Annotated in this window: 22 protein-coding genes, 1 tRNA gene and 2 pseudogenes; 11 read left to right on the plus strand and 14 right to left on the minus strand. The window is 43.1% G+C overall.

From position 1 onward, the window contains the following. Positions 1–189: 189 nt before the first annotated feature. Both H6G17_RS02945 and H6G17_RS02950 read right to left on the minus strand, forming a co-directional pair. Complete coding sequence (locus H6G17_RS02945) at positions 190–393, minus strand: hypothetical protein (RefSeq protein ID WP_192153999.1); 204 nt, start codon at positions 391–393, stop codon at positions 190–192. A gap of 147 nt (positions 394–540) precedes the next feature. After that, a complete protein-coding gene (locus tag H6G17_RS02950) occupies positions 541–705 on the minus strand; it encodes a hypothetical protein (RefSeq protein WP_199316419.1) in 165 nt (54 codons plus the stop codon). Here H6G17_RS02950 and H6G17_RS02955 point away from each other — a divergent pair. Then, a complete protein-coding gene (locus H6G17_RS02955; RefSeq protein ID WP_192154001.1) occupies positions 690–2,600 on the plus strand; it encodes an acetate--CoA ligase family protein in 1,911 nt (636 codons plus the stop codon). The genes H6G17_RS02950 and H6G17_RS02955 overlap by 16 nt on opposite strands. 161 nt (positions 2,601–2,761) lie before the next feature. Continuing rightward, entirely contained in the window at positions 2,762–3,619 is an 858-nt protein-coding gene (locus H6G17_RS02960) for an SDR family oxidoreductase (RefSeq protein ID WP_192154003.1), read from the plus strand. 205 nt (positions 3,620–3,824) lie between these two features. Here the strand turns inward: H6G17_RS02960 and H6G17_RS02965 are convergent, their stop codons facing one another. Next, positions 3,825–5,213, minus strand: a complete 1,389-nt coding sequence (locus H6G17_RS02965) for a hypothetical protein (RefSeq protein ID WP_192154005.1) — start codon at positions 5,211–5,213, stop codon at positions 3,825–3,827. A 57-nt stretch (positions 5,214–5,270) separates the two neighbouring features. Between H6G17_RS02965 and H6G17_RS02970 the strand changes: the two genes are divergently transcribed. The 5 genes and pseudogenes from H6G17_RS02970 (at position 5,271) to H6G17_RS34490 (ending at position 11,235) form a co-directional block, all read left to right on the plus strand. Beyond that, the gene (locus tag H6G17_RS02970; protein WP_192154007.1) at positions 5,271–5,864 is read left to right on the plus strand and encodes a chromophore lyase CpcT/CpeT; all 594 of its coding nucleotides are present in this window, start codon (positions 5,271–5,273) and stop codon (positions 5,862–5,864) included. A 177-nt stretch (positions 5,865–6,041) separates the two neighbouring features. After that, positions 6,042–6,113, plus strand: a tRNA-Cys gene (locus H6G17_RS02975). Positions 6,114–6,279: 166 nt separating this feature from the next. Further along, positions 6,280–7,497, plus strand: coding sequence for a site-specific integrase (locus tag H6G17_RS02980; RefSeq protein WP_192154009.1), 1,218 nt, complete (start codon positions 6,280–6,282; stop codon positions 7,495–7,497). Between the two features lie 180 nt (positions 7,498–7,677). Further along, a complete protein-coding gene (locus H6G17_RS02985; RefSeq protein WP_199316422.1) occupies positions 7,678–7,932 on the plus strand; it encodes a DUF1349 domain-containing protein in 255 nt (84 codons plus the stop codon). A 191-nt stretch (positions 7,933–8,123) separates the two neighbouring features. Beyond that, positions 8,124–11,235 (plus strand): annotated as a pseudogene (locus tag H6G17_RS34490) (HAD-IC family P-type ATPase). A gap of 3 nt (positions 11,236–11,238) precedes the next feature. Here the strand turns inward: H6G17_RS34490 and H6G17_RS02995 are convergent. After that, positions 11,239–11,529 (minus strand): annotated as a pseudogene (locus tag H6G17_RS02995) (phosphate ABC transporter ATP-binding protein); the annotation flags it as partial. 44 nt (positions 11,530–11,573) lie between these two features. Between H6G17_RS02995 and H6G17_RS34495 the strand changes: the two are divergent. Continuing rightward, positions 11,574–11,825, plus strand: a complete 252-nt coding sequence (locus tag H6G17_RS34495; RefSeq protein ID WP_192154010.1) for a zinc ribbon domain-containing protein — start codon at positions 11,574–11,576, stop codon at positions 11,823–11,825. 245 nt (positions 11,826–12,070) lie between these two features. After that, entirely contained in the window at positions 12,071–12,397 is a 327-nt protein-coding gene (locus H6G17_RS03005) for a DUF1825 family protein (protein ID WP_192154012.1), read from the plus strand. On the opposite strand, the gene H6G17_RS03010 is transcribed toward H6G17_RS03005, so the two are convergent. Next, a complete protein-coding gene (locus H6G17_RS03010; RefSeq protein WP_192154014.1) occupies positions 12,385–12,639 on the minus strand; it encodes a hypothetical protein in 255 nt (84 codons plus the stop codon). The two genes, H6G17_RS03005 and H6G17_RS03010, sit on opposite strands and share 13 nt — an antisense overlap. Positions 12,640–12,698: 59 nt before the next feature. Here H6G17_RS03010 and H6G17_RS03015 point away from each other — a divergent pair, with 59 nt between their 5' ends. Beyond that, positions 12,699–13,673 (plus strand): isoaspartyl peptidase/L-asparaginase, encoded by a 975-nt coding sequence (locus H6G17_RS03015; protein ID WP_192154016.1) that lies wholly within the window; start codon positions 12,699–12,701, stop codon positions 13,671–13,673. A 52-nt stretch (positions 13,674–13,725) separates the two neighbouring features. Here H6G17_RS03015 and glmU read toward each other — a convergent pair whose 3' ends face one another. Continuing rightward, positions 13,726–15,108 (minus strand): bifunctional UDP-N-acetylglucosamine diphosphorylase/glucosamine-1-phosphate N-acetyltransferase GlmU, encoded by a 1,383-nt coding sequence (gene glmU / locus H6G17_RS03020; protein ID WP_192154018.1) that lies wholly within the window; start codon positions 15,106–15,108, stop codon positions 13,726–13,728. 196 nt (positions 15,109–15,304) lie between these two features. On the opposite strand from glmU, the gene H6G17_RS03025 reads away from it, so the two are divergent. Continuing rightward, entirely contained in the window at positions 15,305–17,392 is a 2,088-nt protein-coding gene (locus H6G17_RS03025; protein ID WP_192154020.1) for a heavy metal translocating P-type ATPase, read from the plus strand. Positions 17,393–17,885: 493 nt separating this feature from the next. On the opposite strand, the gene H6G17_RS03030 is transcribed toward H6G17_RS03025, so the two are convergent. The 8 genes from H6G17_RS03030 to H6G17_RS03060 all read right to left on the minus strand — a co-directional run bounded on the left by H6G17_RS03030 (position 17,886) and on the right by H6G17_RS03060 (position 24,204). After that, positions 17,886–18,173 carry a hypothetical protein gene (locus tag H6G17_RS03030; RefSeq protein WP_192154022.1) on the minus strand — a complete coding sequence of 96 codons (288 nt, stop codon included), beginning with the start codon at positions 18,171–18,173 and terminating at the stop codon, positions 17,886–17,888. A gap of 34 nt (positions 18,174–18,207) precedes the next feature. After that, positions 18,208–18,948, minus strand: coding sequence for a DevA family ABC transporter ATP-binding protein (locus H6G17_RS03035; protein WP_192154024.1), 741 nt, complete (start codon positions 18,946–18,948; stop codon positions 18,208–18,210). A 17-nt stretch (positions 18,949–18,965) separates the two neighbouring features. Then, the gene (locus H6G17_RS03040) at positions 18,966–19,481 is read right to left on the minus strand and encodes a DUF2721 domain-containing protein (RefSeq protein WP_192154027.1); all 516 of its coding nucleotides are present in this window, start codon (positions 19,479–19,481) and stop codon (positions 18,966–18,968) included. Positions 19,482–19,494: 13 nt separating this feature from the next. After that, positions 19,495–20,655: an ABC transporter permease DevC gene (devC, locus tag H6G17_RS03045; protein WP_192154294.1), complete on the minus strand. Its 1,161-nt coding sequence runs from the start codon at positions 20,653–20,655 to the stop codon at positions 19,495–19,497. A 182-nt stretch (positions 20,656–20,837) separates the two neighbouring features. Then, a complete protein-coding gene (locus H6G17_RS33860; RefSeq protein ID WP_277875918.1) occupies positions 20,838–20,963 on the minus strand; it encodes a hypothetical protein in 126 nt (41 codons plus the stop codon). Between the two features lie 22 nt (positions 20,964–20,985). Continuing rightward, positions 20,986–22,149, minus strand: coding sequence for an ABC exporter membrane fusion protein (locus tag H6G17_RS03050; RefSeq protein WP_192154029.1), 1,164 nt, complete (start codon positions 22,147–22,149; stop codon positions 20,986–20,988). 59 nt (positions 22,150–22,208) lie between these two features. Then, the gene (locus tag H6G17_RS03055; protein WP_192154031.1) at positions 22,209–22,769 is read right to left on the minus strand and encodes a TetR/AcrR family transcriptional regulator; all 561 of its coding nucleotides are present in this window, start codon (positions 22,767–22,769) and stop codon (positions 22,209–22,211) included. Between the two features lie 232 nt (positions 22,770–23,001). Next, entirely contained in the window at positions 23,002–24,204 is a 1,203-nt protein-coding gene (locus H6G17_RS03060) for a phosphoglycerate kinase (protein ID WP_192154033.1), read from the minus strand. Positions 24,205–24,219 lie beyond the last annotated feature (15 nt).

The following is a 24,219-nucleotide window of genomic DNA, read 5'->3' on the forward strand; positions in this document are numbered from 1 at the left end:
CATATCATACTTTAAGTGAGTATTCTCAAGAAAACACAACAAATATTCTAGTTAAAACCGTCTTCTGGTAGATTCCGATACAGAATTATAAAAATTAACATAGTAAGCAGATTTGGGTGCGATCGCCACGGACAAAAAAAGACCCCTCGTAAAGGGTCTACGTCCAGTAATGTAATTTAGTACTTAGTTTTAATTGCGATCGCACCGAGCGACTAAATCGCTGAGAAAAGAGAGTGCTTGTGCCAGAGAAAGATGTCGAGGCTTACCATTAAATACAATTTGGTACTCTTTTTCATTCGCACCGTCACCATAGCCGGAAATCAATTTGCGGTGAAAAGCTTCCTCCGCCAGATATCGGACTTCGTTTCTTAGATCGGTTACTGTACCTTTCATATGTCAACGATTCCAAACAATTTATTTATTCTTTTAGTTATATAAAATTTCTGCTTGCCCTCACACCTTTCCAAAGTTGTATTTTTCGCTACCGTATTATTTGCTATAAATGGCAAGTGGGAGTATACCAATCGGATGATACTGTGGTTATTTGTCATTGGTAATTGGTAGTTGGTAGTTGGTAGTTGGTAGTTGGTAATTGGTAGTTGGTATTTTCTCCCCCATCCTCCTCTGCTCCCTGCTCCCTGCTCGTCCCTGCTCCCTGCTCCCTAATAACTGAAAAAAGGAGGATAAAAATGGTAATAGATACAAGTACTGATGTCGTGCGCGTTAATGCTAGAAAGACCGATATATTCGATCTATTCAACTTCAAACATTCCATTGGTTCTAATCCCGATTTAAATAGGGCAGCATGTACTTTTGATTTTGCTTTGACGGGATATCGAGAACCACTAGAAATTGCAGATTACATAGAAAAAATAAGCGATCGCTATCCTCACCTGCGCGAGGAAAAATATGAATCTCACGCTCATTTGTTTGCACGGACATTATCAGAAGTTAGCAAACTAGATATGGGTTTGCACTTCCACTGTTGGAACGTAAAACCGTTAGAACGAGGGGCAAGAATTAGCGTTCAGTCGCTCCATACTAGAACGACGCGATCGGTCATTTACTTCGTCTGGGACTGGTTTGAAGCCATGACATTAGATGAAGAAATTGCGTTTGACGAACAGATGCGTAATCTACAAAATATCTTTCGTCGGTCTGTTTATGGTGGTCCTACCGTCTACTCGCTCTTGCGCAAAGCTAACGAAAAAGGTATTCCTGCTTTTTATTTGTGGGATGAAGGACTGATGCAATACGGCTACGGTCGCAAGCAAGTGCGTGGCATAGCAACCACATTTGACGGTGACAGTCATATAGACTCGGACTTTACCACCCGTAAAGATGACTGTAAAGCTTTTCTAGCCACCCTTGGCTTTCCAGTTCCAGGCGGAGAAATCGTCACTAGTCGCGAGGGAGCTTTAGATGCAGCGGAGGATATTGGCTATCCCGTCGCTATCAAGCCTGTTGTCGGTCATAAAGGGATTGGCGTAACCGCCGATGTCAGAGACTCTGAGGAGCTAAGAGCTGCTTTTAATCGCGCTGTCAAAGCAGTTCCAGAAGAACAGCCAATTCGGATCATTGTCGAAAAAAGTATTTCTGGTGCTGATTTCCGCTTGCTGTGCGTCAACGGTCGATTTGTCGCGGCAACCGAACGCCGTCCCGCTTCAGTAGTTGGGGATGGATATTCAATGATTTCAGAACTGATCGATCGCGAAAACCGTTCCGATGCACGTAGAGACACGCCAACTTCTGCCATGAGTAAAATCCAGTTGGATGAAGCAATGGATATGTATTTGGAGGAGCAAGGCTTATCTCTTGACAGCGTTATTAAAGAGGGACGGAGAGTGTATTTGCGTAAAGTTGCCAACCTTTCCTCTGGTGGTGTAAGTATTGATGCCACACCTACAGTTCATCCTGATAATATGATTCTGGCGCAAGATGTCGCCCAGCATTTTCGCCTCACTTGTTTGGGAATCGATGTCATTTCTGAAGATTTGGCAAAATCTTGGAAAGATAGCAGCTTTAGCATTCTCGAAATTAATGCTGCGCCTGGGATTTTTATGCACCTTAACCCCGCCGTAGGCGAGAGTGTTGACGTACCTGAAAAGATTTTAGAAACCTTTTTTGACGGAGGAACTGAAGCGAGAATACCGATAGTTACCTTTAACCGAATTAAGGTAGCGGAACTACAAACAACTATCGATCAAATTTTATCTCACCACCCCGATTGGGTCATTGGTGCTGCGTGTCGAGATGGCGTTTATATCAATCGTGCAGAAAAGATTTTGCATCGAGATTACAATACAAACGTTCAAAATTTGTTGCGCAATCCCAAACTCGATCTATTAATAGTTGAGTATGAGGAAGATGTTTTAGCAACTCAAGGGATGTTTTATTACGGCAGTAATATGGTTGTTTTAGATAATCCCACAGAAATTGAAATGATGTTGGCGCGAGATGTTTTTGAAGATTCTACCATAATCATCAAGCAGGGAAATAATGTTTCAATTCGCCGCCAGGGATTACTCGAACAATATACTTTGGGTGTAGATGAACCATTTAGCCGAGTCTATTTGAAGGAGATTCCGACAATTTTGTAGTCGATCGCTGATGCTAATTTACTTTTTGACTGCGAAGAAGATCCCCCAACCCCCTTAAAAAGGGGGCAATAGTTTACTCCCTTAAAAAGGAAAGTTGGGAGACTATTCTGAATTAGAAAGTTTTATACTGGAAGCGATCGCCTGCTGATTCGGAAGCATAAATGAAATCTATCGTCATTACAGGAGTTTCTACAGGGATTGGGTTTGGTGCAGCAAAAGAATTTGTGACTCATGGCTATCACGTATTTGGTAGCGTGCGACGAGAAGCCGATGCTACAAGGTTAAAAGCTGACTTAGGGGATAATTTCACGCCGCTGATTTTTGATATTACTGATATAGACGCTGTACGATCTACGGCTTGCCAAGTAGAAAAAATTCTTGGCGATCGCAATTTGAATGGATTAATTAATAATGCGGGAATGGCTACGAGTGGTTCTTTAATGCATCAACCACTCGAAGAAATTCGGTTGCAGCTTGAAGTTAATGTTGTCGGGCAAATTGGCGTGACTCAAGCCTTTTTACCTTTATTGAGAGCAAGAGAAAATAACGGTTATAAACACCAACCTGGTAGAATTATTAACATCAGTTCTGTGTTGGGAAAATTAGCCGTTCCTTTTCTTGGTGCATATGTTGGGAGCAAACACGCCTTTGAAGGAATTTCCCATAGCTTACGCCGAGAATTACAATTATATGGTATAGACGTAATTATTATTGCGCCTGGAGCAGTTAGCACAGCAATTTGGGATAAAGAATCAGCCCAAGATATTAGCAAATATCTGACGACTGACTATGCGGAATCAGTAACGACTTTTCAAAAGCATTTCGTCCAACAAGGTAAAAAAGGTTATCCTCCAGAGGTCTTTGGTAAATTTATTCGCAAAGTTTTTGAAACTCCCAAACCGAAAACTAAATATGCGATCGTCCCTAATCTTTTACTAGATTGGATAATTCCTAATATTTTACCCGCTCGATGGCTGGATAGAATCATTGCCAAAAAAATAGATTTATTCCAGAAATAAAATTCATTCAAGTATTAAGTCTTAGCCATGACAATATCATCACACCAAGTTGCGATCGCAAACAGAATATCCCAGCGCGATCTTCTTTGCGCCTACTCTTCAAGAAGCCGCTTTGCGTCTTTGCACGCCAGTTGCTACAACGGGGGAAACCCCCGCAACGCACTGGCTCGTCTTTGCGCGATCCAAAATCCTACTTTGTAAAACTTTAATTAGTCCGTTGTCGATTAATTTGTTGAATCTGTTGGGTAAAGTAATCTTGTTGATATTTCAACTGTTGTGCCAGTTCTAAACCTTGTTGAAATGCAGTTAAAGCTCGCTCATAATTACCGCGAGCGAGATTAATTTGCCCAATTTGGTCGTAAGTATTCATCATGCCATAAAAATTAGCAGCAAGGCGATCGCTTTCTAAAAGAATCTGACTAGTTTGCAAAGCAGCATCAATTTGTTGTTGAGAGCGATAAAGTCGAACCATTTGACGTAGTGCATCGCTAGCTTGGGCATATTGTTGCAATTTCCAGGCAGTAGTATAAGCTTGTTGATAAGTAGTAAAAGCTTGTTTCAACTGCCCGATTGCTTCATAATTTGCACCAATATCTAACTGTAAAGCAGGTAATAAATCGTTTTGTTGTTGTTCCTGGTAGAGCGCTCCTAACCTTTTTTGAACTGCTAGTGCTTGCTGGTATTGTCTAGCTTGTTCGTAGATATAATTCAACTGTTGTAAGTAATTAATTACCTCTAGGCGATCGCCCCGCTGGGTGGCATTTTGTAATAGTTGTTCGTATGCAGCTGCGGCTGGAGGGTAGTTAAACCAGCTCAGATGTAATTCGGCGATCGTTCTTAGAGTAGTTTCTACTGCAACGGCATCTTTCTGTTGACGATGAGTAGCCAAAATCCTCTCATAAACCGCGATCGCGCTTTTTGGTTCGCGCACCTGTTGGAACGCTATCCCTAAACTATTCAATACTTCTAAGTTAGGTGAAATGAAGACTTGAGATTGCTGCCGATCTTCCTTTTTCTGTTTATCTGGTGGTAAAACTTGAATTTGCTGCCCAATTTCCTGCAATCTCCGCGTAATTGCATTCAACTCTAAACGGCGGTTTTCTTGCCAAGCAATCTCTCCTACTCTCCCCAAAGCCGGAATTTCTGCCGTAATCCCCAAAAATCTTCTCAGCCTAAGCTCTCGACTCCAAATCGCAAATGCTTTTTCCGTATTTCCTGCGGCGAAACTGGCAGTCGCTTGCTGGTTTAATTTATCCAATGCTGCTCTGAGTCTTAGCTTTTCTGGAGTCGATAGGGGACGGATAAGTTGAGGTAGTAGCGGATCTGGGGTCGTAATCTCTAGAGGATTATAGAATTCTTGCTCTTGTTGCTCTGGTTCTGGTTGACGATTCTGCGCCAAACTAGGGACGCTACTGCACAACCAGAGAATGCAAAGAATAGGGAGTAGGGGGGAGAAGAGAGCTGAGGGAGCTGAGGAAGCTGAGGAAGCTGAGGGAGAAAAAATACCACGCATCACGCACCACGCACCACGCACCACTCTCTTTTCTGGCTCTTGTTTTGACTTTTGACTTCTGACTTTTAACTTTTGAGACATAGGAAGTTTTAAAATACTGGCAATAGTAAGTCGTTGGCTTTCGAGTAATTTCTACTAATGACCCATTCTACGGATATTAAGACACTAGCTCGCTGGATGGCAGCTGATTTTAGCAATCAAGCGCAAGCTTTTGAAAATCCTCCTTTTTTTGCCCATATTCGCGTTTGTATGCGTCCTCTTCCCCTGAATCTATTATCTGGGGTTAGCTTTTACGTAGAACAAGCCTATGATTACATGCTCGGCAACCCATATCGGGTACGAGTATTAAAGTTATTGCAGGCAGGCGATCGCATTGAAATTGAAAATTACACCATTAAGCAAGAAGAAGAATTTCACGGTGCATCCCGCGATCTCAAACGTCTGCAAGCATTATCAAGCGATCGCCTGGAAAAGCTACCAGGATGTAACATGATTGTCCAATGGGTAGACAATGGCTTCAAAGGTACAGTTGAACCAGGTAAGTGCTGTATGGTCGTGCGTAAAGGTAAAACTACCTATCTCGACAGCGAATTTGAAATTGATGGCGATAAATTTGTCAGTCGCGATCGCGGACGCGACCCCGAAACTGACGAACACGTATGGGGTTCAGTGGCGGGACCATTTTACTTTGTTCGCTGGCACAGCTATGCTGATGAGGTAAAAATTGCCTAAATTCAAAATTGCGTCAAAAGTTGCGTAAGGATCGAGCCTTACGGTAAGGTAGGACGAGGTTGATGCGGCGGCTCTTGCTTGCCCGACTGAGATCTCGTCACTTTCTGGCACAATACCAAACCGCCAGTAGATCCAAAGTTCTAAAAAGTGATATAATATAATGCCTGTCAAGATGTCGGCGACATAGCCAAGTGGTAAGGCAGAGGTCTGCAAAACCTTTATCCCCCGGTTCAAATCCGGGTGTCGCCTCTAGAAAATTAGTTTAATAACAAGGGTTTCCAGGTTACTCCTGAGTATTTGTAAGGGGTAGGTTGAGATAGTTTTGGTGCAATTGAGAGCAATATATGGTGTAAGTTTGGTGTAAATTTTTAGTATAGTAAAGGTATTTACACCATTAAGTTACCTAATTATTTCAATGCAAGCTCAAACTGGGAAAGCTAGAAATAGCAAAGGTTCTGTATCTGTTTTAATTTCTAATGGTCGCTTGCAACTCAGGTTTTACTACGCTGGCAAGCGACACTATCTTTCACTAGGACTGCCAGATAATAAGGTTAATCGCAAAGCAGCAGAGGCTAAAGCTAAACTAATCGAGTCCGACATTGCTTTTGACAGGTTCGATCCGACGTTGGTAAAGTACAAGCCGCAAACAGCACTTAGTACGGTTACACCATTTACACTATCAAGTAAACCAGTAGAGTCTTCAAAGTTAACGCTGACCGAGCTTTGGGATCGCTACACCGAGTACAAACGCCCTCAAGTTAGCCAGTCAACAATTGCGGTTGACTACCGGAAGTACCGCAATCATATTGCTAGCCTACCTACCAAGTCATTAGAGGAGGCGATCGCAATTAGGGATTATTTAGTGTCACACTTATCGCCAAATGCAGCTAAGCGCGTACTAACCAATCTATCTGCCTGCTGCAACTGGGCAAAGGAATCGAGATTGATAGATACTAACCCATTTGCTCAAATGGCAGCAGGGATCAAACTTCCCAAAGCTGAGAAGAGGGAAAAATATGACATCCATCCATTTACAAAACAAGAAAGGGACACAATTATTCAAGCATTTGAAGAAGACAGGTATTACTCTTTCTATACCCCATTGGTTAAGTTTCTTTTCTATACGGGATGCAGACCTAGTGAAGCCATAGCACTACAGTGGAAGCATATTGGAGAAAAATTTATTACCTTTGAGCAAGCCATTACTATTAGCCCGAAAGGTCTCGCCCTCAAGGAAGGCTTAAAAACTCAAGACCAACGTAAATTTCCGGTCAATCCTCAACTGCAAGCAATTCTTCAGTCAATTAGAAATGAGAACTATCAAAAAAACGACTTTATTTTTCTTGGCAAAAAAGGAGGTATGATTGACTTTGGTGATTTTTGTCGCCATGCTTGGAAAGGTTACAAAAATCGTCATGGAAAAATGATCGAAGGCATTGTTACACGACTTGTTAGAGAAGGAAAAATTGACGAATATCGGAGACCTTATCAGTGCAGGCATACGTTTATCACGCTTTGCTTGGAATCAGGTATTGACTGTAAAGATGTTGCCAAATGGGTTGGTAATTCGCCAGAAGTGATTTATAGGTACTATGCTGGTAATCGTAGAGACTTACAAGTACCTGAGCTTTAAACTTGAAGGGCAAGATGAGAAGCCGATAAATATTGAATTTGGCTCTCGTTTCTCTGCATCTTTCAGGTAATACTAACTCGACCCGTGCCGTAAAATCTGCTAGGACTTTCGCAAGTGCTATTTGTTTTAAATCAGGATCGATGCCTACCACACTATTATCTATTTTTAATTGCAGCGGTTTTGCATAAAGAAAGTTCTGCTTGCTTGTGGCTACGATTGCAGCGACAAGATGCCACTATAGAAGTACAATATTCGTTCAACGGTGAAAATTATACTTTACTGAATACGGCATATTTATCCACCAAGGAATCGTTACAGGTGGGATTAGTGTGTGCTTGTCCAGAAGATGAAAGCTGTCAGATCGCCTTTGAGAATTTTCTGATTGAAACTGAAAGCGATCGCTGTGGACAAAGATTGAGCAATAGCACTAATTAAATTCATAGTTTTGCATAAATATGGAATGAATTGGCGATCGTTAATTTCAAATTGAGCAAAATCATCCCGTGAATTAACAACATACAAACTAGGTGTGTAACAGCCGATCTAGCCCTCACAATTTCCTCAACATATTTTTCTATAATTAGCCTTGAAGTATTACTTAGAGTCAAAAAATAGCTAAGTAAAAAATGAACGGTGATTTTAGTAAAAACTTTAACTCTCCTCCTTTGGTTCAAGCGATTCATACTGCTGTCAAAGGACGAGCGAGATATAAAGTGCAGAGATTGAAACATTCAGAATATCTCAAAAAATACCTAGAATTTGAATTGTTAACTCACAAGGGAATACAGCAAGTTCGTGCTAATCCTGACACGGGAAATGTGCTGGTGATTTTTCAGCCAAGTTTTAGTCCGAACGCGATCGCTTTACCGATCGAAAAAATTGTCATAGAGTACAGAAAACAGAGCAAAAAACCACCTGTAATAACGGTGCGTGCAGGTTCAGTGTTAGAAAAAGTCACGAATCCATCGATCAACAAAAGAAAACTACAGCAGCTGAAAACTTCAGATCGAGAACAAAAAAGTTTACCTTGGTATCTTTTAGAGACAAATGCGGTAACTTCGGAGTTTAATACCTCGGCTGTAGCGGGTTTATCTCGTACAACTGCCGAAAAAAACCTGCAACTCTATGGCGCAAATGTTCTCCCACAGACTAGCAGACGTTCCAAGCTGAGTATGTTTGTCGAACAATTTACAACTCTACCAGTAGCACTTTTAACAGTTGCAGCTGGGCTATCTGTCGCGACTGGGGGATCGATCGATGCTTTAGTCATTATGGGCGTTGTCTCAATCAATGCGGCGATCGGTTACACCACAGAAAGCCAATCTGAAAAAATTATTAACTCCCTCAAAACCTTAGTCAAACCCTCAGCATCAGTCATTAGAGATGGGAATTTACCAGAAATTAGTGCCTCTGAGGTTGTGGTGGGAGATATTTTAGTTCTTAAACCAGGCAGTTACGTACCCGCCGATGCCAGATTGATTGAGGCGAATCATCTTAGTGTAGATGAAGCTGCACTCACGGGTGAAAGCTTGCCAGTTACCAAAATTACTGAAGCCCTAACAGTACAAGACGTTCCGCTTGGCGATCGCCTCAATATGGTTTACATGGGAACATTAGTCACGGGTGGACAAGGTTTGGCTGTGGTTGTCGCCACTGGCAAATTTACAGAAATGGGCAAAATCCAAACCCTTGTTTCGCAAGCAGTCATGCCAGAAACCCCGATGCAGAAACAACTCGATCGAGCTGGCAATCAACTCGTCTTTGTATCTGGGGCGATTTATGCCGGTGTGTTTGGTATCGGACTGTTAAGGGGATATAGTTTACTTCAGATGTTGAAAACATCCATATCTCTAGCAGTTGCAGCTGTCCCTGAAGGATTGTCCACGGTTGCTACTACTACTTTGGCGTATAGCCAACATGAGAAAGCACAACGTCCTGATTCGTCGTCTGGATGCAGTGGAAACTCTGGGTTCTGTACAAACAATTTGTCTCGATAAAACTGGGACAATTACAGAAAACAAGATGTCAGTCGTAGAAGTATATACAAATAACAAATCTCTGAAAATATCTTCTGAGGGCAAATTTATCAACAAAAAAGAAAACATCAACCCCTACATTTGTAGCGAACTCTTAAAGCTGATTCATATCTTAGTTCTTTGCAATGAAAGTGAAATTAGTGCGGGGGAAGATGGCAAATATATTCTCAAAGGATCGGCAACAGAAAATGCTTTAATTTACATGGCGATTAGTGTTGGTGTAGATATTGGTCAACTCAAAGAAAAACATCCATTACTGGCAACGACTCATCGCTCCGAAAACCATAATTTCATGAGTACGTTGCATCTATCTCATGACAACCAAAAACTCGTTGCTGTAAAGGGAAGTCCAGCAGAAGTTTTGAAAATGTGCGACTGGCAGGAGAAGAATGGCGAGATCGTTCCACTGACGGAGGCAGAAAAAACGGCGATTGAAATTGCCAACGAAATGATGGCAGGTAAAGCTTTGCGAGTCTTGGGGGCAGCTTATACGAATAGCATTGACATCGCAGCAGAGATAAATCCCCATCAAAACTTGATTTGGCTTGGTTTAGTTGGGATGGCAGATCCGATCGGAAACGGTGTCCAAGATTTGATGCAAGTTTTTCATCAGGCGGGAATTAATACAGTCATGATTACGGGCGATCAAAGTGCAACAGCCTATGCCATCGGCAAGGAATTGCATCTCAGCCAGGGCGAACAATTGGAAATTCTCGATTCTACTCACCTCGATCGCATTGAGCCGGAAATCTTGAAAGGATTATGCGATCGCGTTAATGTTTTTGCAAGGGTTAGTCCTGCCCACAAGTTACAAATTGTCCAAGCCTTACAAAGTGTAGGTCAAGTCGTTTCCATGACGAGCGATGGGATTAATGATGCCCCTGCTTTAAAGTCCGCCGATGTTGGCATCGCAATGGGACATACAGGCACAGATACAGCCCGTGAAGTTGCAGATATTGTCTTGGAAAATGACAACCCAGAAACTATGATTGTTGCCGTCAGTCACGGACGGACAATTTATAACAACATTAGAAAATCCGTTCATTTCCTGCTGTCTAGCAACTTAAGCGAAATTATGGTGATGCTAATTGCTACTACAGTTGGGATGGGTCAACCACTGAATGCGATGCAGCTATTGTGGGTCAATTTAGTCACAGATATCTTTCCTGGTCTTGCCTTAGCATTAGAACCACCAGAACCAGATATTTTGAGTCAACCTCCGCGCAGTCGGGACGAGCAAATTATCAAAAAATCTGACTTTGCCAGAATCATCTTTGAATCAGCTACGATTTCCACCAGTTCTTTAGCTGCCTATGGCTACGGCATCGTGCGTTATGGCTTGAGTCCCCAAGCCAGCACCATAGCTTTTATGAGTTTAACCATGTCGGAGTTACTCTACGCTTTCAACTGCCAATCGCCCAAACACAGTATTTTTAGCTGCGAAAAACTACCAACTAATTATTACTTAACTCTGGCTTTGGTAGGCACTTTTGCTTTACAGATGTTGGCTGTATTAGTGCCTGGTTTAAGAGGACTTCTGCAACTTACATCTATTAGCCTTGGGGATAGTACAGTCATTGGTGCAAGTGCTTTGTTGCCATTTGTAGTTAATGACGCAACCAAGCAATTACCCCCAGCAAAAGTATCAAATTATAATTTGATTGCTTGTTGTCTATGTAAATGTAGCAATCTTAAAAAATAGAATTCATCCAAAACGTCCTGTTACATATTGATAGGTTACTTCCTGAGCTGGATGATTAAAAATTACAGGGGTTGTATCATATTCAACTAATTCGCCAATCCGATTTCCTACTTCTAGTTCAACATTGAAAAATGCTGTCATCTCAGAAATTCTTGCTGCTTGCTGCATATTGTGAGTCACAATTACAATTGTGCATTGTTCCTTGAGCTGATGCATCAATTCTTCAATTTGCTGAGTTGATAATGGGTCGAGAGCAGAACACGGTTCATCCATTAAAATTACATCTGGTTGCACGGTAGTCTTTCTACCAGTTGCGCGTATTTCTGACCTACAAGTGCTTGAAACTTGGAATCAAGCTGATAACTGTTCCTCCCGCTTACACGTCGAAATCTTGCGCGTCCTGCCTCCGAATTGGAAACAGGAACGGCAAGTCTTTTAAATGTGAGTGTGGGTGGAAGTGCGATGCTGACCATAACGCGAGTATTGTAATTTCTAAACTTGGGGGCGTAGTAAATCGCCCTGGAGGTTCTCGGGTCTTTTCTGTTCTCTGGATAGAGATGACTCAGGACTGCGGACAGCCCACGCTGTAACCCGAAGGGTTTAGCGCTGGGTAGTTTACTCCCTTATCAGTTATCGGCGATCGGTTAATTCCGACTTACGACTTACGACTGTACGGGCGGGTTTACCTGAAATATTTGTCAGAGTCAGATTTCTTTTGTGAACCCGCCCCTACGACTTACCGATGACTGCTGTATTAAATTGTCGTCTAAACTAGAATGATATTAGACGTACCTATAAAAACTCTGAGTGCCTCACTCAAATAATTACAAGCGCTATGGGATTTTTTGATTCTGATATAGTTCAACAGGAAGCCAAACAGCTGTTTGAGGATTATCAAGCACTGATCAAGCTGGGGAACAGCTACGGCAAATTTGACCGCGAAGGAAAAAAGCTATACATCGATCAAATGGAAGCCATGATGGAGCGCTATCGGATTTTTATGAAGCGCTTTGAACTTTCAGAAGATTTCATGGCACAAATGACGGTAGAACAACTTAAGACTCAGCTCAATCAGTTTGGGATCACGCCGCAGCAAATGTTCGAGCAAATGCATAATACTTTGGAGCGGATGAAAGCAGAGCTAGAGAGTCAGTCCCAATGAGGTGTTGGAGAGTTGGGAGTTGTAGGGGCGGGTTTTGACCAAAAATTGTCGGCTGGAATGGTCAAGCTATCTGCTAAACCCGCCCGTACAGGAGAGTCGAGAGTTGTAGGGGCGGGTTTTGACCAAAAATTGTCGGCTGGAATGGTCAAGCTATCTGCTAAACCCGCCCGTACAGGAGAGTCGGTAATTGGTAGTTGGTAGTTGTGTAGTTGACGGTTGACTGCTTCGTGTCCTCCTTTCATCTAGGACTTATCGGTCGCTGTTCTAACCTCTTTGTGGTACTTTTAAGCACGGAGACGAAATGGAGTTAGAAGTGCAACCAAAAGTCATTATTCATGGTGGTGCAGGCAGTTCGCTACACGGCAAAGGTGGAGTGGAAGCAGTGAGGCGATCGCTCTACCCAGTTATTGAAGATGTTTATGCTTTACTGCTAGAAGGAAAGAGTGCTTGCGAGGCAGTGGTACGCGGTTGTCAAATGTTAGAAGACGATCCCTTGTTTAATGCTGGAACGGGATCGGTACTGCAATCGGACGGACAAATTCGCATGAGTGCGGCGCTGATGGATGGTATTGCTCAAAGATTTAGCGGTACGATCAATGTCTCGCGAGTCCAGCATCCAATCGAACTAGCATTATATTTACAAAACTCCCCCGATCGCGTGTTGTCAGACTTTGGGGCAGCAGAACTATTGCGAGAACTGCAACTGCCTAGCTACGATCCGATTACAGAGCGTCGTCTCAACGAATGGCTGCAAGAAAGGCAGGAAAATTTTACAAAGACGATGGCGGCGGTAGTGGCAGAAGTCGGGGTAGGAGACGATGCAGACACCGCAGTTGTCGATACGAGTGCTAGACGGGGAACAATTGGCGTAGTCGTGCTAGATAGCCAAGGAAAGCTAGCATCTGGTACATCTACAGGTGGTAAAGGGTTTGAACGCATCGGACGTGTCAGCGATTCTGCCATGCCTGCGGGAAATTATGCTACAGCACACGCTGCTGTAAGCTGTACGGGAATTGGCGAAGACATCATCGATGAGTGTTTGGCAGCGCGGATCGTCGTCCGCGTCACGGATGGCATGTCTTTGTTAGACGCGATGCAACGCACGTTTACTGAAGCTAGCGATCGCCAGCGAGACTTAGGGGCGATCGCCCTTGATGCTTCTGGGGCAATCGCTTGGGGCAAAACCAGCGATGTGATTCTGGCTGCTTTCCACGACGGCAACAAGATTGCTGACACTTTGGAATTGCCCGTAGGGACGCAGGTTGGTTGTATATGATAGTTGATAGTTGTTAGTTGTTGGTTGATGGCAACCAACAACTAACAACCAACTATTCCTTCGACTTCAACCTCCAGCCAGGTTTGACGACCTGACGCGATCTGGCAATAACCAAACAATCGTCGGGTACGTCTTCGGTAATCGTCGAGCCTGCGGCAATGTTGACATCCTGTCCGATCGCGATCGGAGCGACGAGGACGCTATCAGCACCCGTTTTACTGCGATCGCCAATTTTAGTGGGATGCTTTTTTACGCCATCGTAGTTAGCTGTAATCGTACCGCAACCGATATTAACGTTTTCTCCAATTGTGGCATCGCCTAGATACGATAAATGGGCGGCTTTAGTTTCTGCCCCTAATTTCGTATTTTTCAATTCCACAAAATTGCCAATCCGACAACCCGCACCAACTTCAACCTGACCTCGTAGATGAGCGTAGGGACCGATTTGAGTTTCAGCACCAACAACGCTGTTGCTGACGACAGAATACATCGCCGTGACGTTTTCGCCAATCCGACTATTTTCTATGAGACTGCCTGGTCCAATTCGACAACCAGAGGCGATCGCGGTTTGACCCCGTAGGTGGGTTTGTGGCTCAATGACAACATCTGGTTGAATCTTTACCGTGTCGTCAATTGTGACACTAGCTGGATCGATTAGCGTCACTCCTGCTGCCATCCAATAGGACTTGATGCGTCTTTGTAAAATCTCGTAGGCAGTTGCTAATTGTTCGCGATCGTTGACTCCCAAGATTTCTTGTTCGTCTTCGATATCAACTGCCATTGCGGGTTGGAGCAAATTTACGGCATCTGTCAAATAGTATTCTTTTTGGTCGTTGTTGGCTTGTAGTTGCGGTAGTACCTTTGCTAAATCTTGCCAGCGAAAACAGTAGACCCCAGCATTAACGCGACGATTTTGCTTTTGAGCTGCGCTACAATCGCGATCTTCAATAATTTGCTGAACGATGTTTTGACCGTTACAAAATACCCTTCCGTAACCTTGAGGATCGGAGAGTTGAGCGGTGAGAATGGTAGCAGCATGTTGGTGCTGTTTGTGGGTCTGAATCAGCCGTTGTAGAGTTTGGGGTCGTAACAGGGGAACGTCGCCATTCAACACCAATAAATCCCCTTGAAAGCCTTCTAAATGTGGTAGGACTTGCTGAATTGCGTGACCCGTGCCTAATTGCTCGGTTTGTTCGACAAACTCCAGTTTTGGCAAGGAATTAGAGACAAGCGAACGGTTGGGATCTAAAAGAGCTGTCTTCACTTGCTCAGCTTGATATCCCACAATCACCAAAACTCGCTTGGGAGAGATTTCTAGACTACCCAGGATCGCTCGTTCGATCAGCGATCGCCCTCCGATTTGATGTAAAACTTTGGGCAACGTCGATTTCATTCGCGTACCGCGCCCAGCTGCCAAAATTGCTACCGCTACCATATGTTTAGACTTGGCTATCTGCTATTCGCCTATTCAAGGATAAAGGAATCGGTGACTAGTGACTAGTTATCAGGGAGCAGGGAGCGATTGAGCAGTGACCAGTGACCAATGACTAATGACTAATGACTAATGACTAATGACTTGACATTAACATTGATGTCAAGGTTTAGGGTGAGAGGGTGTATATGCAGTTGCTATGACTTACTTCGCGATTACCCGTTTCAAAACCTTATCGAAAACTTTATTTCGAGTTTTCAGTCGAGAACATCTAGATGCGATCGCCGCTTTTGTTTGCGCTGTATTGGTACTTTTGGGCTGGATAGCGCTCCAATTAGGTTGGCTCGGGCTGGGATTGTTGTTACTACCAGCAGCATACGTTATTGGCGGGTATGAGAGCGCGAAGGAGGGGCTGACAACTTTGTGGCGAGAAAAAGAGTTGGATGTGGACTTACTGATGATTGTCGCTGCTTTAGGGGCGGCGGGATTAGGTGTGTGGCGGCGGGAATATTACTTAATTGTCGATGGGGCAGTTCTAATTTTAATTTTTGCTATCAGTGGGGCGCTGGAAGGCTATGCAATGCAGCGCACGGAACGAGATATTCGCAGTTTGATGAGTCTGAGTAGCGATACAGCTAGAGTACTGGATCGCGGACAGGAAAAGTTGGTTGATGTCGAGCGGTTACAAGTTGGCGATCGCATTTTGGTTAAACCTGGGGAACTCATTCCCACCGATGGCATCATTCAAGCAGGTTACAGCACTCTCAACGAAGCAGCAATTACAGGGGAGTCTTTACCAGTAGAAAAGACTGTAGGGCATGAAGTTTTTGCGGGAACTTTAAACGGTAACGGAGCTTTAATTCTGCAAGTGCATCAGCCGCCAGAAAGTAGTCTGATTCAGCGCATCATTCAATTAGTCAAACAAGCCCAAACAGAAGCGCCTCCTTCACAAATGTTTATCGAACGTTTTGAGCGCGGCTATGCCAAAGTTATCGTTCTTACTGGGATTTTATTGGCAATTTTACCTCCTTTTATTTGGGGTTGGAATTGGGAAACGACAATTTATCGCGCCTTAATTTTTCTCGTTGTTGCCTCTCCTTGCGCGTTGATGGCTGCAATTATGCCGACATTGCTATCGGGAATTGCTAACGGTGCAAGACAGGGAATTTTATTTAAAAGTGGGGCGCAGTTAGAAATGATGGGAAAAGTGCGAGCGATCGCATTTGATAAAACTGGAACTCTCACCACAGGTAAATTAGCAGTCACAGAAGTTATCCCTACTGCTGGGCATTCAATCGATGAAGTTTTACAAATTGCTGCTGCTTTAGAAGCTTATTCCGAACATCCTATCGGACAAGCGATCGTCACCGCTGCCCAACAAAAACAAATCGCGCTCGTCCCTGCTGTTGGTGTATATTCTCACCCAGGACAAGGAATTATTGGCGAAGTCTGTCAACAGCAAGTCCTAGTAGGAAAAGCTGATTTTTTAATTCAAAATTCAAAATTCAAAATTCAAAATTTGGAATTAACTAATAACTCCTCTGTACGGGCGCACAGCAGTGCGCCCCTACCGACTCCCAATTCCTCTGTACGGGAGGGTTTAGCAGATAGCTTGACAATTCCATCTGGCGATTTTTGGTCAAAACCCGCCCCTACAACTCCCGAACTATCCCAACACCTCGAAGCCGAAGGCAAAACCGTCATCTGGGTAGCACGAGAAAGTGAAATCATCGGGATTGTGGCTGTAGCCGATGCCCTTCGCCCCAAAGCTGCGGAAGTCATCAAGCATCTGAAACAATTAGGAATTGAGGAAACAATCGTCTTAACGGGCGACAATCAGCGTACAGCCGATCGCATTGCCCAATCTGTCGGGATCGATCGCGTTTATGCTGAATTATTACCTGAAGATAAAGTCAAAGTTATTCGTCAGCTTCAGAGCCAATATCAAACTGTAGCTATGGTAGGGGACGGGATCAATGACGCACCAGCTTTAGCTCAAGCATCGGTAGGGATTGCTATGGGTGTAACTGGTAGCGATGTTGCTTTAGAAACTGCCGATCTGGTTTTGATGGCGGATCGTTTAGAAAAGTTAGTAGTAGCAATTCATTTAGGTCGTCGTTCGCAAAGAATTATCAAACAAAATATTACCTTTGCTCTCAGCTTTATCGTGTTATTACTCATTGCTAATTTTACTGGCAACATGAATATGCCAATTGGTGTCATCGGTCATGAAGGATCGACTGTCATTGTGACTTTGAGTGGTTTAAGATTGCTAAGAAATTGGTAGTTAGTAATTGGTAATTGGTAGTTGGTAGTTGCTCCTCAGTTCCGCGACTCTCTCTTCCCCGACTCCCTGTACGGGCGGGTTTTGGAAGAAGATTTACGGTTGAGACTGTCAATCTATTTGCGCGCACCCGCCCCTACGACTCCCGACTCCCTAATAGAGATTGCTAAATTAACGAGAAAACTAGAATCCAAATTAGAAATATTAAACATGAAATAATTAATCTTGGTTCAGAGAACATAATTAGCGCGATTAAACCCAGACATCCTAAAATAGTTCCGTAGACAAGACCCATTTCAAACAGATGCTTATATTCATCTTCGCTTTTTCTGGTCATGGCTAAGCTATTAGTAGAAATATTGAGTTTTAGAAATATCGAACTGTAGACGCGATCGCACTTGACTTTGATAAATTAATTAATTCAAATGCTTTATTTATACTACGTATTTGCTACTGAGTCTAGTCAGTTTGTCACGCTCATCACACATATCATTGTCTACTTAACCTTAATAGATAACATTCGCTCTAGCAGTGCAACTTTTTGCAAACGGGCAAATGCTTTATTTCTCTGCTGCTGAAGATGATAGTGTCGGCGTAACTTTCTAGTCACGAGTATTGATACGAGCATAAATATTGGTAATACTACAATTGCCGATGGAATCAGCAAATCGTTGTGACTGGTTTGCGTGTCTGCATTAGATTTGCTACAAGTCTCCTGCCAAGTTTTAGTATTTGCCCAAGCTTTAGGCGTTTGGCAGATATTAGCAGCGTATAAATGATCCACTTTTGATTCTCCTGGGTAGTGACTCCATATATATCTACTCACCCAAGACAGCTGAATTCGGATTATTGGCTAAACAACCATCTTCCATGTAAACAATGCGATCGGCAATGTCGAGAATGCGGTTATCGTGGGTGACAAGCAGGATGGTGCAACCCTGTTCCTTTGCCAAACGCTGCATAATCTCTACCACATCACGCCCAGATTGTTTATCAAGGGCGGCTGTCGGTTCGTCTGCTAGAACAATTTTAGGATGACTGACTAACGCACGGGCGATCGCCACCCGTTGTTTTTGTCCTCCTGAGAGGTTTTCTGGATAATAATCGACTCGATTTCCCAAGCCAACGCTTTCTAGCATGGCTGTGGCTTTAGCATTTAAATCTTCAGCAAGATAGCGATCGTGTAATTCTAAAGACATTCTTACATTTTGTTTTGCAGTTAAGAATGACATCAAGTTATGTGCTTGAAAGATATATCCAATTTGGCAGCGTAACCGAGTTAATAGTTGCTTGTTTGCCCCACGAATTTCCTGTTCAAGTATTTTCAAACTACCCTCTTGAGCCGATCGCAACCCTCCCATTAAGGTTAATAATGTTGTTTTACCTGAGCCAGAAGGACCAGTCATAATAATAATTTCTCCTGACATAATCTCTAAATTAATATCAAATAAAACTTGCTTTTTCAACTCTCCATGTCCAAAGTAATGATTGAGGTTTTGAATTGAGATGACTGGTATATTTAGTTCTGTTATTGATGTGTTATGCGATATCACTTGCATGGTTTATCCTTTTTGTGTTAACGCGAATCAAACCGAGTTAATTGCGATTTAAGTGACATGACTTGCTTGACTTCAAAATTAATAGCTTGATCGGAGTTTTGGATTTCTATGTAAAGTAAAATAACGCCCAAAAAAAGCAATATTGTTCCTGATACAAATAAACCAATGACTACTACGGTAATTGTAGATATACTCAAGATTCTTGCTAGCGCTATTGCTATCATCGTAGCTAGAAAGCTAAGAATAGCAAGATATATTGTCAGAATGGCATTTCGTAATAATAGATGGCGACGACAGAGTAATATAAGTTGTGTATCGACAATATCTAAAACCTCTTCTAAAGCATCGTCAGATAACTTGTCATACATCGAGAATTCTAAAGCTTCTGCACGTTCGCGAGTTAGCGTCCGAATGCGAGAACCAATGTTTGCATAGCGTCCTAGCGCACCACCTTGAATCAGCGTGCAAGCTGTCACCATGACAGTAGGAGCGACAATAAGCTGGATTATTTGTGTCACAATTTCAATAGTCATATTCGTTCAGCATTTAGAAAACATCTGCTGGATCGGCAGAACGAAGTTTTTGCATCGCGATCGCCCCAGATACACTACACATAACAAACGTAATTGCTAATACAAAGATTGCTCGTTCTATATTCATTCCAATTGGCATTAAAATTGCAGCAGCGGCAATTTGATATAGTCCTAAAGAAATCAGAAAACCAGGAATATATCCCAAAATTGCTAATATCAGTGACTCCTGAATCAAAACACCTAATAAGTAGCGATCGCTATATCCCATTGCCTTAAGTGTGGCGTATTCTGGCAAGTGATTGGCAACATCGGTGTAGAGAATTTGGTAAACAATGACAATGCCTACAATAATTCCTACAATTACACCCAGTCCAAAGATAAATCCAATTGCACCTTGGCTTTCCCAGTAGTATTTTTCTACTTCTGCAAACTCTTTTGGTGTCATAACTCTAACATCATTTGGTAGGTTTGTTGTTAATTGTGCTTTAACACTTTCTGAATTTACTCCTGGCTTGAGTTGAATTAATCCAATTTCAATTTGATTCGATTGGCGATCGGGAAGTAGTTTTAGGAAAGTCGAATTGCTGACTATTACATTTCCATCAGCAGCAAAAGATGCACCAATTCTAAACAAACCAATTGTGCGAATATTTTGCTTGTTTAGTTGGACTTCCACACTACCTTGTTTTTCTACTATCTCTGCGATCGCCCCATATTCGGGACGAGAAGCACGATCGAATAAAGCCGTATTTAAAAGTTGTAAGCGTTTCGCATTTTGTTGAATTTCTGGTACGGCAAAGCTAGGCGCATTCGGATCGATACCCCAAATTAAAATCGTGCGATCAATCCGCGTTACAGGATTTTTCCACTTACCGTCACCAATATAAATTGAACTAACAGAAGACACGCCATTATATGCCAATGTTTGATACAATCTTTCTCTTGAAAAACTTTGTAGCGTAGACAGCGATTCAAATTGCCGATTAATCATCACCAAATCTGCTTGTAGCAAACTATGTGTCTGTGTCGCACTGTCGTAAAGAGAATCGTTGAATCCCAGTTGAATAAAGATCAGCATATCAGCAAAACCAATTCCCGCGATCGCCACTAGCAACCGCGTCTTTTCTTTCATTAATTGATGCCATGCGAGGGGAATTTTTTTCAGCCATTTCATAGTTTTGGTTAGTAATTGGTAATTGGTAATTGGTAATTGGTAATTGATGGCGTACATTCATTACTTGTAGGGGCGGGTTTATCGACATGCTTAGTTCAAAACAGATTTTCTTGGTAAACCCGCCCTTACCTTTATCGCAGTCAATTCAATTCGTTCGGTTATCCGTTATCCGTTATCAGTAACTAATTAATTCCGACTTCTGACTCCTGTACGGGCGGGTTCACCAAACGTCTCTGACTTAAACACATATGGCTGATAAATCCGCCCCTACGATTTTTGACTTTTCCTCGGTTTTTTATACCGAACATGCGTTATGCATTGAAGTAAAATCTATAGTTGAATTACTGTTTCTACCTGTAAATTTGTCAACCCAGCTACCCGTTGACTAGCTTCTGGAGTTAGGCGAATCTCAACCTCTACTATGCGCCGATCTAGATTTTCTCCAGGCTGGTTGCTAAACACATTTTGTCGATCGACTTGTAAACCGATTTGGGAAACCTTACCGCGCAACTGTCCTGAAATTGCTTGACTGGTAATGACGGCTGGCTGTCCCAACTTAACTTTACCGATATCAGTCTGATAAACTTCGGCGACAGCAACCATTTGAGCCGTTTGTCCCATTTCCACAATGCCCGAATCGCTAATTTTTTCTCCTTCTCGCGTGCGAATCTTGAGAATTTGCCCAGACATAGGGGCGCGAATATAGGCTTCTTGTAGCTGCGTTTCGGCTGTTTTCGTTGCGGCGATCGCAGTATCCACTTCTGTTTGGGCTGCATCCACATCTACCGGACGTACCTCGGCAATCCGATTCAGGGTAGCTTTGGCTTCTTGTAGTTGAGCCTGTAAAGTTTCCACCGTGCGGTTTTTCCCCGAAAGCGCTTCCTTTAATTGTGCTTGAGCGGTTTCTAGGGTTAATCGCCTGCTATCTATGTTCGATGCAGAGATCGCACCTTGACGATATAATTGTAAAAAACGATTATACTCTGCTAGGGCGTTGTTGACTTCTGCTTGATAGCGAGTAATAGTAGCATTTTGAGTTGACGTTTCTCCAGCAATTTCTGCTTGTATCCGGGTAATAGTCGCTTCTTGCGCCTTAATTTCTCCGGTTTTTGCCCCTGTTCTCACCTGTGCCAACTTAGCTTGGGCAACTCTGACTTGTTCGCGTGCTTGTGCCAAAGCATTTTGCAAGCGATCGCGAGAATCTAAAATTGCAATAGTTTGTCCTGCTTTAACGCGATCGCCTTCTTTAACTAATAATTGGTCTACGCGATCGCCATCCAATGCAGATGGGGCAAATAAGCGAATTGCTTCTGTTTCTGGTTCCAGTCGTCCCAAAGCTGTAACTTGCGTCACTGGGGGAGTTGTCGCCACAGGAGGAGAAGGCTGAGAAGATTGAGAAACGACATAAAAGCCAGTTGCACCTGTGATAGCAGTTACCGTCAGAATTATCCCAGCTATCCAGCGATTTGAAGGTTTTAAAATTTCATTTGTCATTGGTAGTTGGTAATGGGTAATGAGTAATGGGTAATTGCTCCCTGCTCCCTGATAACTGATTATTTCAGGTATGCTACAAGAATTTTGCTGAGTAATGTTGCTTGTTCTGAATAGGAAATTGTTTCAGTTTCAAATATTCCTCGCATTAATAAACCGTAAAGATAGTTCAGGACAAAATCCGCGATCGCTTTATCTGGTACTTGCAAATAGTCGGCGATCGCCTGCGTAGTCTTATCCCAAGAGCTGTGAAAAGCATTATTTTTGGTCAATTCCGCTTTTTCCTGCTGGTAGAATTCCACCCAAAGTAAAACTTGCTTGCAAAAATTATCTTCATTTTTAGCTACAAAATTGAACATAGTTTCAATTCGCTCTGTTAAGGTGGGTGGATTTCCCGCCTCCGCCAAGAAGTTGAGCAAGTCTTGTCTGTCTAGTTCTTCTACCAATTGAAGAAATAAGGCTTGTTTGCTGGGAAAGTAATGATAAAGCGTCCCTGTAGACACGCCCAATCCTTGAGCTAACTGTCGCATGGTGATCGAACCGTAGCCTCTTTCGGCAAATAGATCGAAACTCTTGAGCAACAGTTCTTTACGATATTGGTCGTGGTCTACAATCTTGGGCATCGGGATAATTAATTTGACTCCATATTAAATCGAACGTTTGATATAAATAAATATAAAACAAACGTCCAATATAAATCAAGTAGGAGCGGGTTTGTTTTACAGCAAATATGTCAAGTAACAAATACATTTGCTGGCAAACCCGCCCGTACTTTAATTTCCCCCCTTTTTAAGGGGGGTTAGGGGGGATCGAAATCTCGCTTCTTCAACTGCGGATCTCCTCTCAATCTCCGAATCAGGCATCATCCAAAGCAGCAATACCCGGTAATTCCTTACCTTCAAGTAACTCCAAGCTAGCACCGCCACCAGTTGAAATATGGCTCATTTGCTCAGCTACACCGACTTTTTCCACCGCTGCTACAGAGTCACCACCACCGATGATGGAAGTTACGCCTTGCTTGGTAAGATCGGCAAGAGTACGAGCGATCGCTTCTGTGCCTACAGCAAACTTGTCAAACTCAAATACACCCATCGGACCATTCCAAATCACCGACTTGCACTCAGCCAGTGCTGCTTGGAACGTCTTGACCGAATCTGGACCAATATCCAAACCCATGCCATCAGATGGCATATTATCTACGCTAACAGTTTGAGCGTTGGCATCAGCAGCAAATTTATCTGCTACCACCACATCTGTAGGTAACAGCAAATCGACACCACGTTCTTTTGCCTTAGCTTCCAAAGATTTAGCCAGTTCTAGCTTGTCTTCTTCCACCAGCGACTTACCAACATTCAAACCCCTTGCTTTGTAAAAGGTGAAAATCATCCCACCACCCAACAGCAGCTTATCGCACTTGTCCAACAGCGTTTCGATTACGCCAATCTTACTGGAGACTTTTGAGCCACCAATAATTGCTGCTAGGGGACGCTGAGGATTTTTGATCGCGCTTTGGAGATACTGAAGTTCCTTTTCAATCAAATAACCTGCTACCGAAGGGCTGAGGTAGTGAGTTACGCCCTCAGTTGAAGCATGGGCGCGGTGAGCCGTACCAAAAGCATCATTTACGTACAAGTCCGCATTTGCAGCTAACTTTTGAGCAAATTCTGGATTATTCTTTTCTTCCTCAGGATAGAAGCGAACGTTTTCCAGTAGCAACACCTGACCGTTTTGCATTCCTGCAACTTTGCCAGCAACCTCATCACCGATACAATCGTCGCACTTAATAACCTCTTGACCGAGTAATTCGGAAAGGCGCTTAGCAACGGGAGTCAGACGCAATTTATCATCTACACCTTTGGGACGACCGAAGTGACTAGCCAGGATGACTTTAGCACCCTTTTTAATTAAATCTTGAATTGTCGGCAGTGCAGCACGAATGCGGGTATCATCGGTGATATTGCCTTGGTCGTCTAGCGGTACGTTAAAATCTACCCGTACTAACGCCCGCTTCCCAGATAAATCTGACGAGGATAAATTTGCTAGAGTTTTTTTGGACACAGCGTCAACCTCCTA

This window comes from Chroococcidiopsis sp. [FACHB-1243] (genome assembly GCF_014696895.1).
Classification (GTDB): domain Bacteria; phylum Cyanobacteriota; class Cyanobacteriia; order Cyanobacteriales; family Chroococcidiopsidaceae; genus Chroococcidiopsis.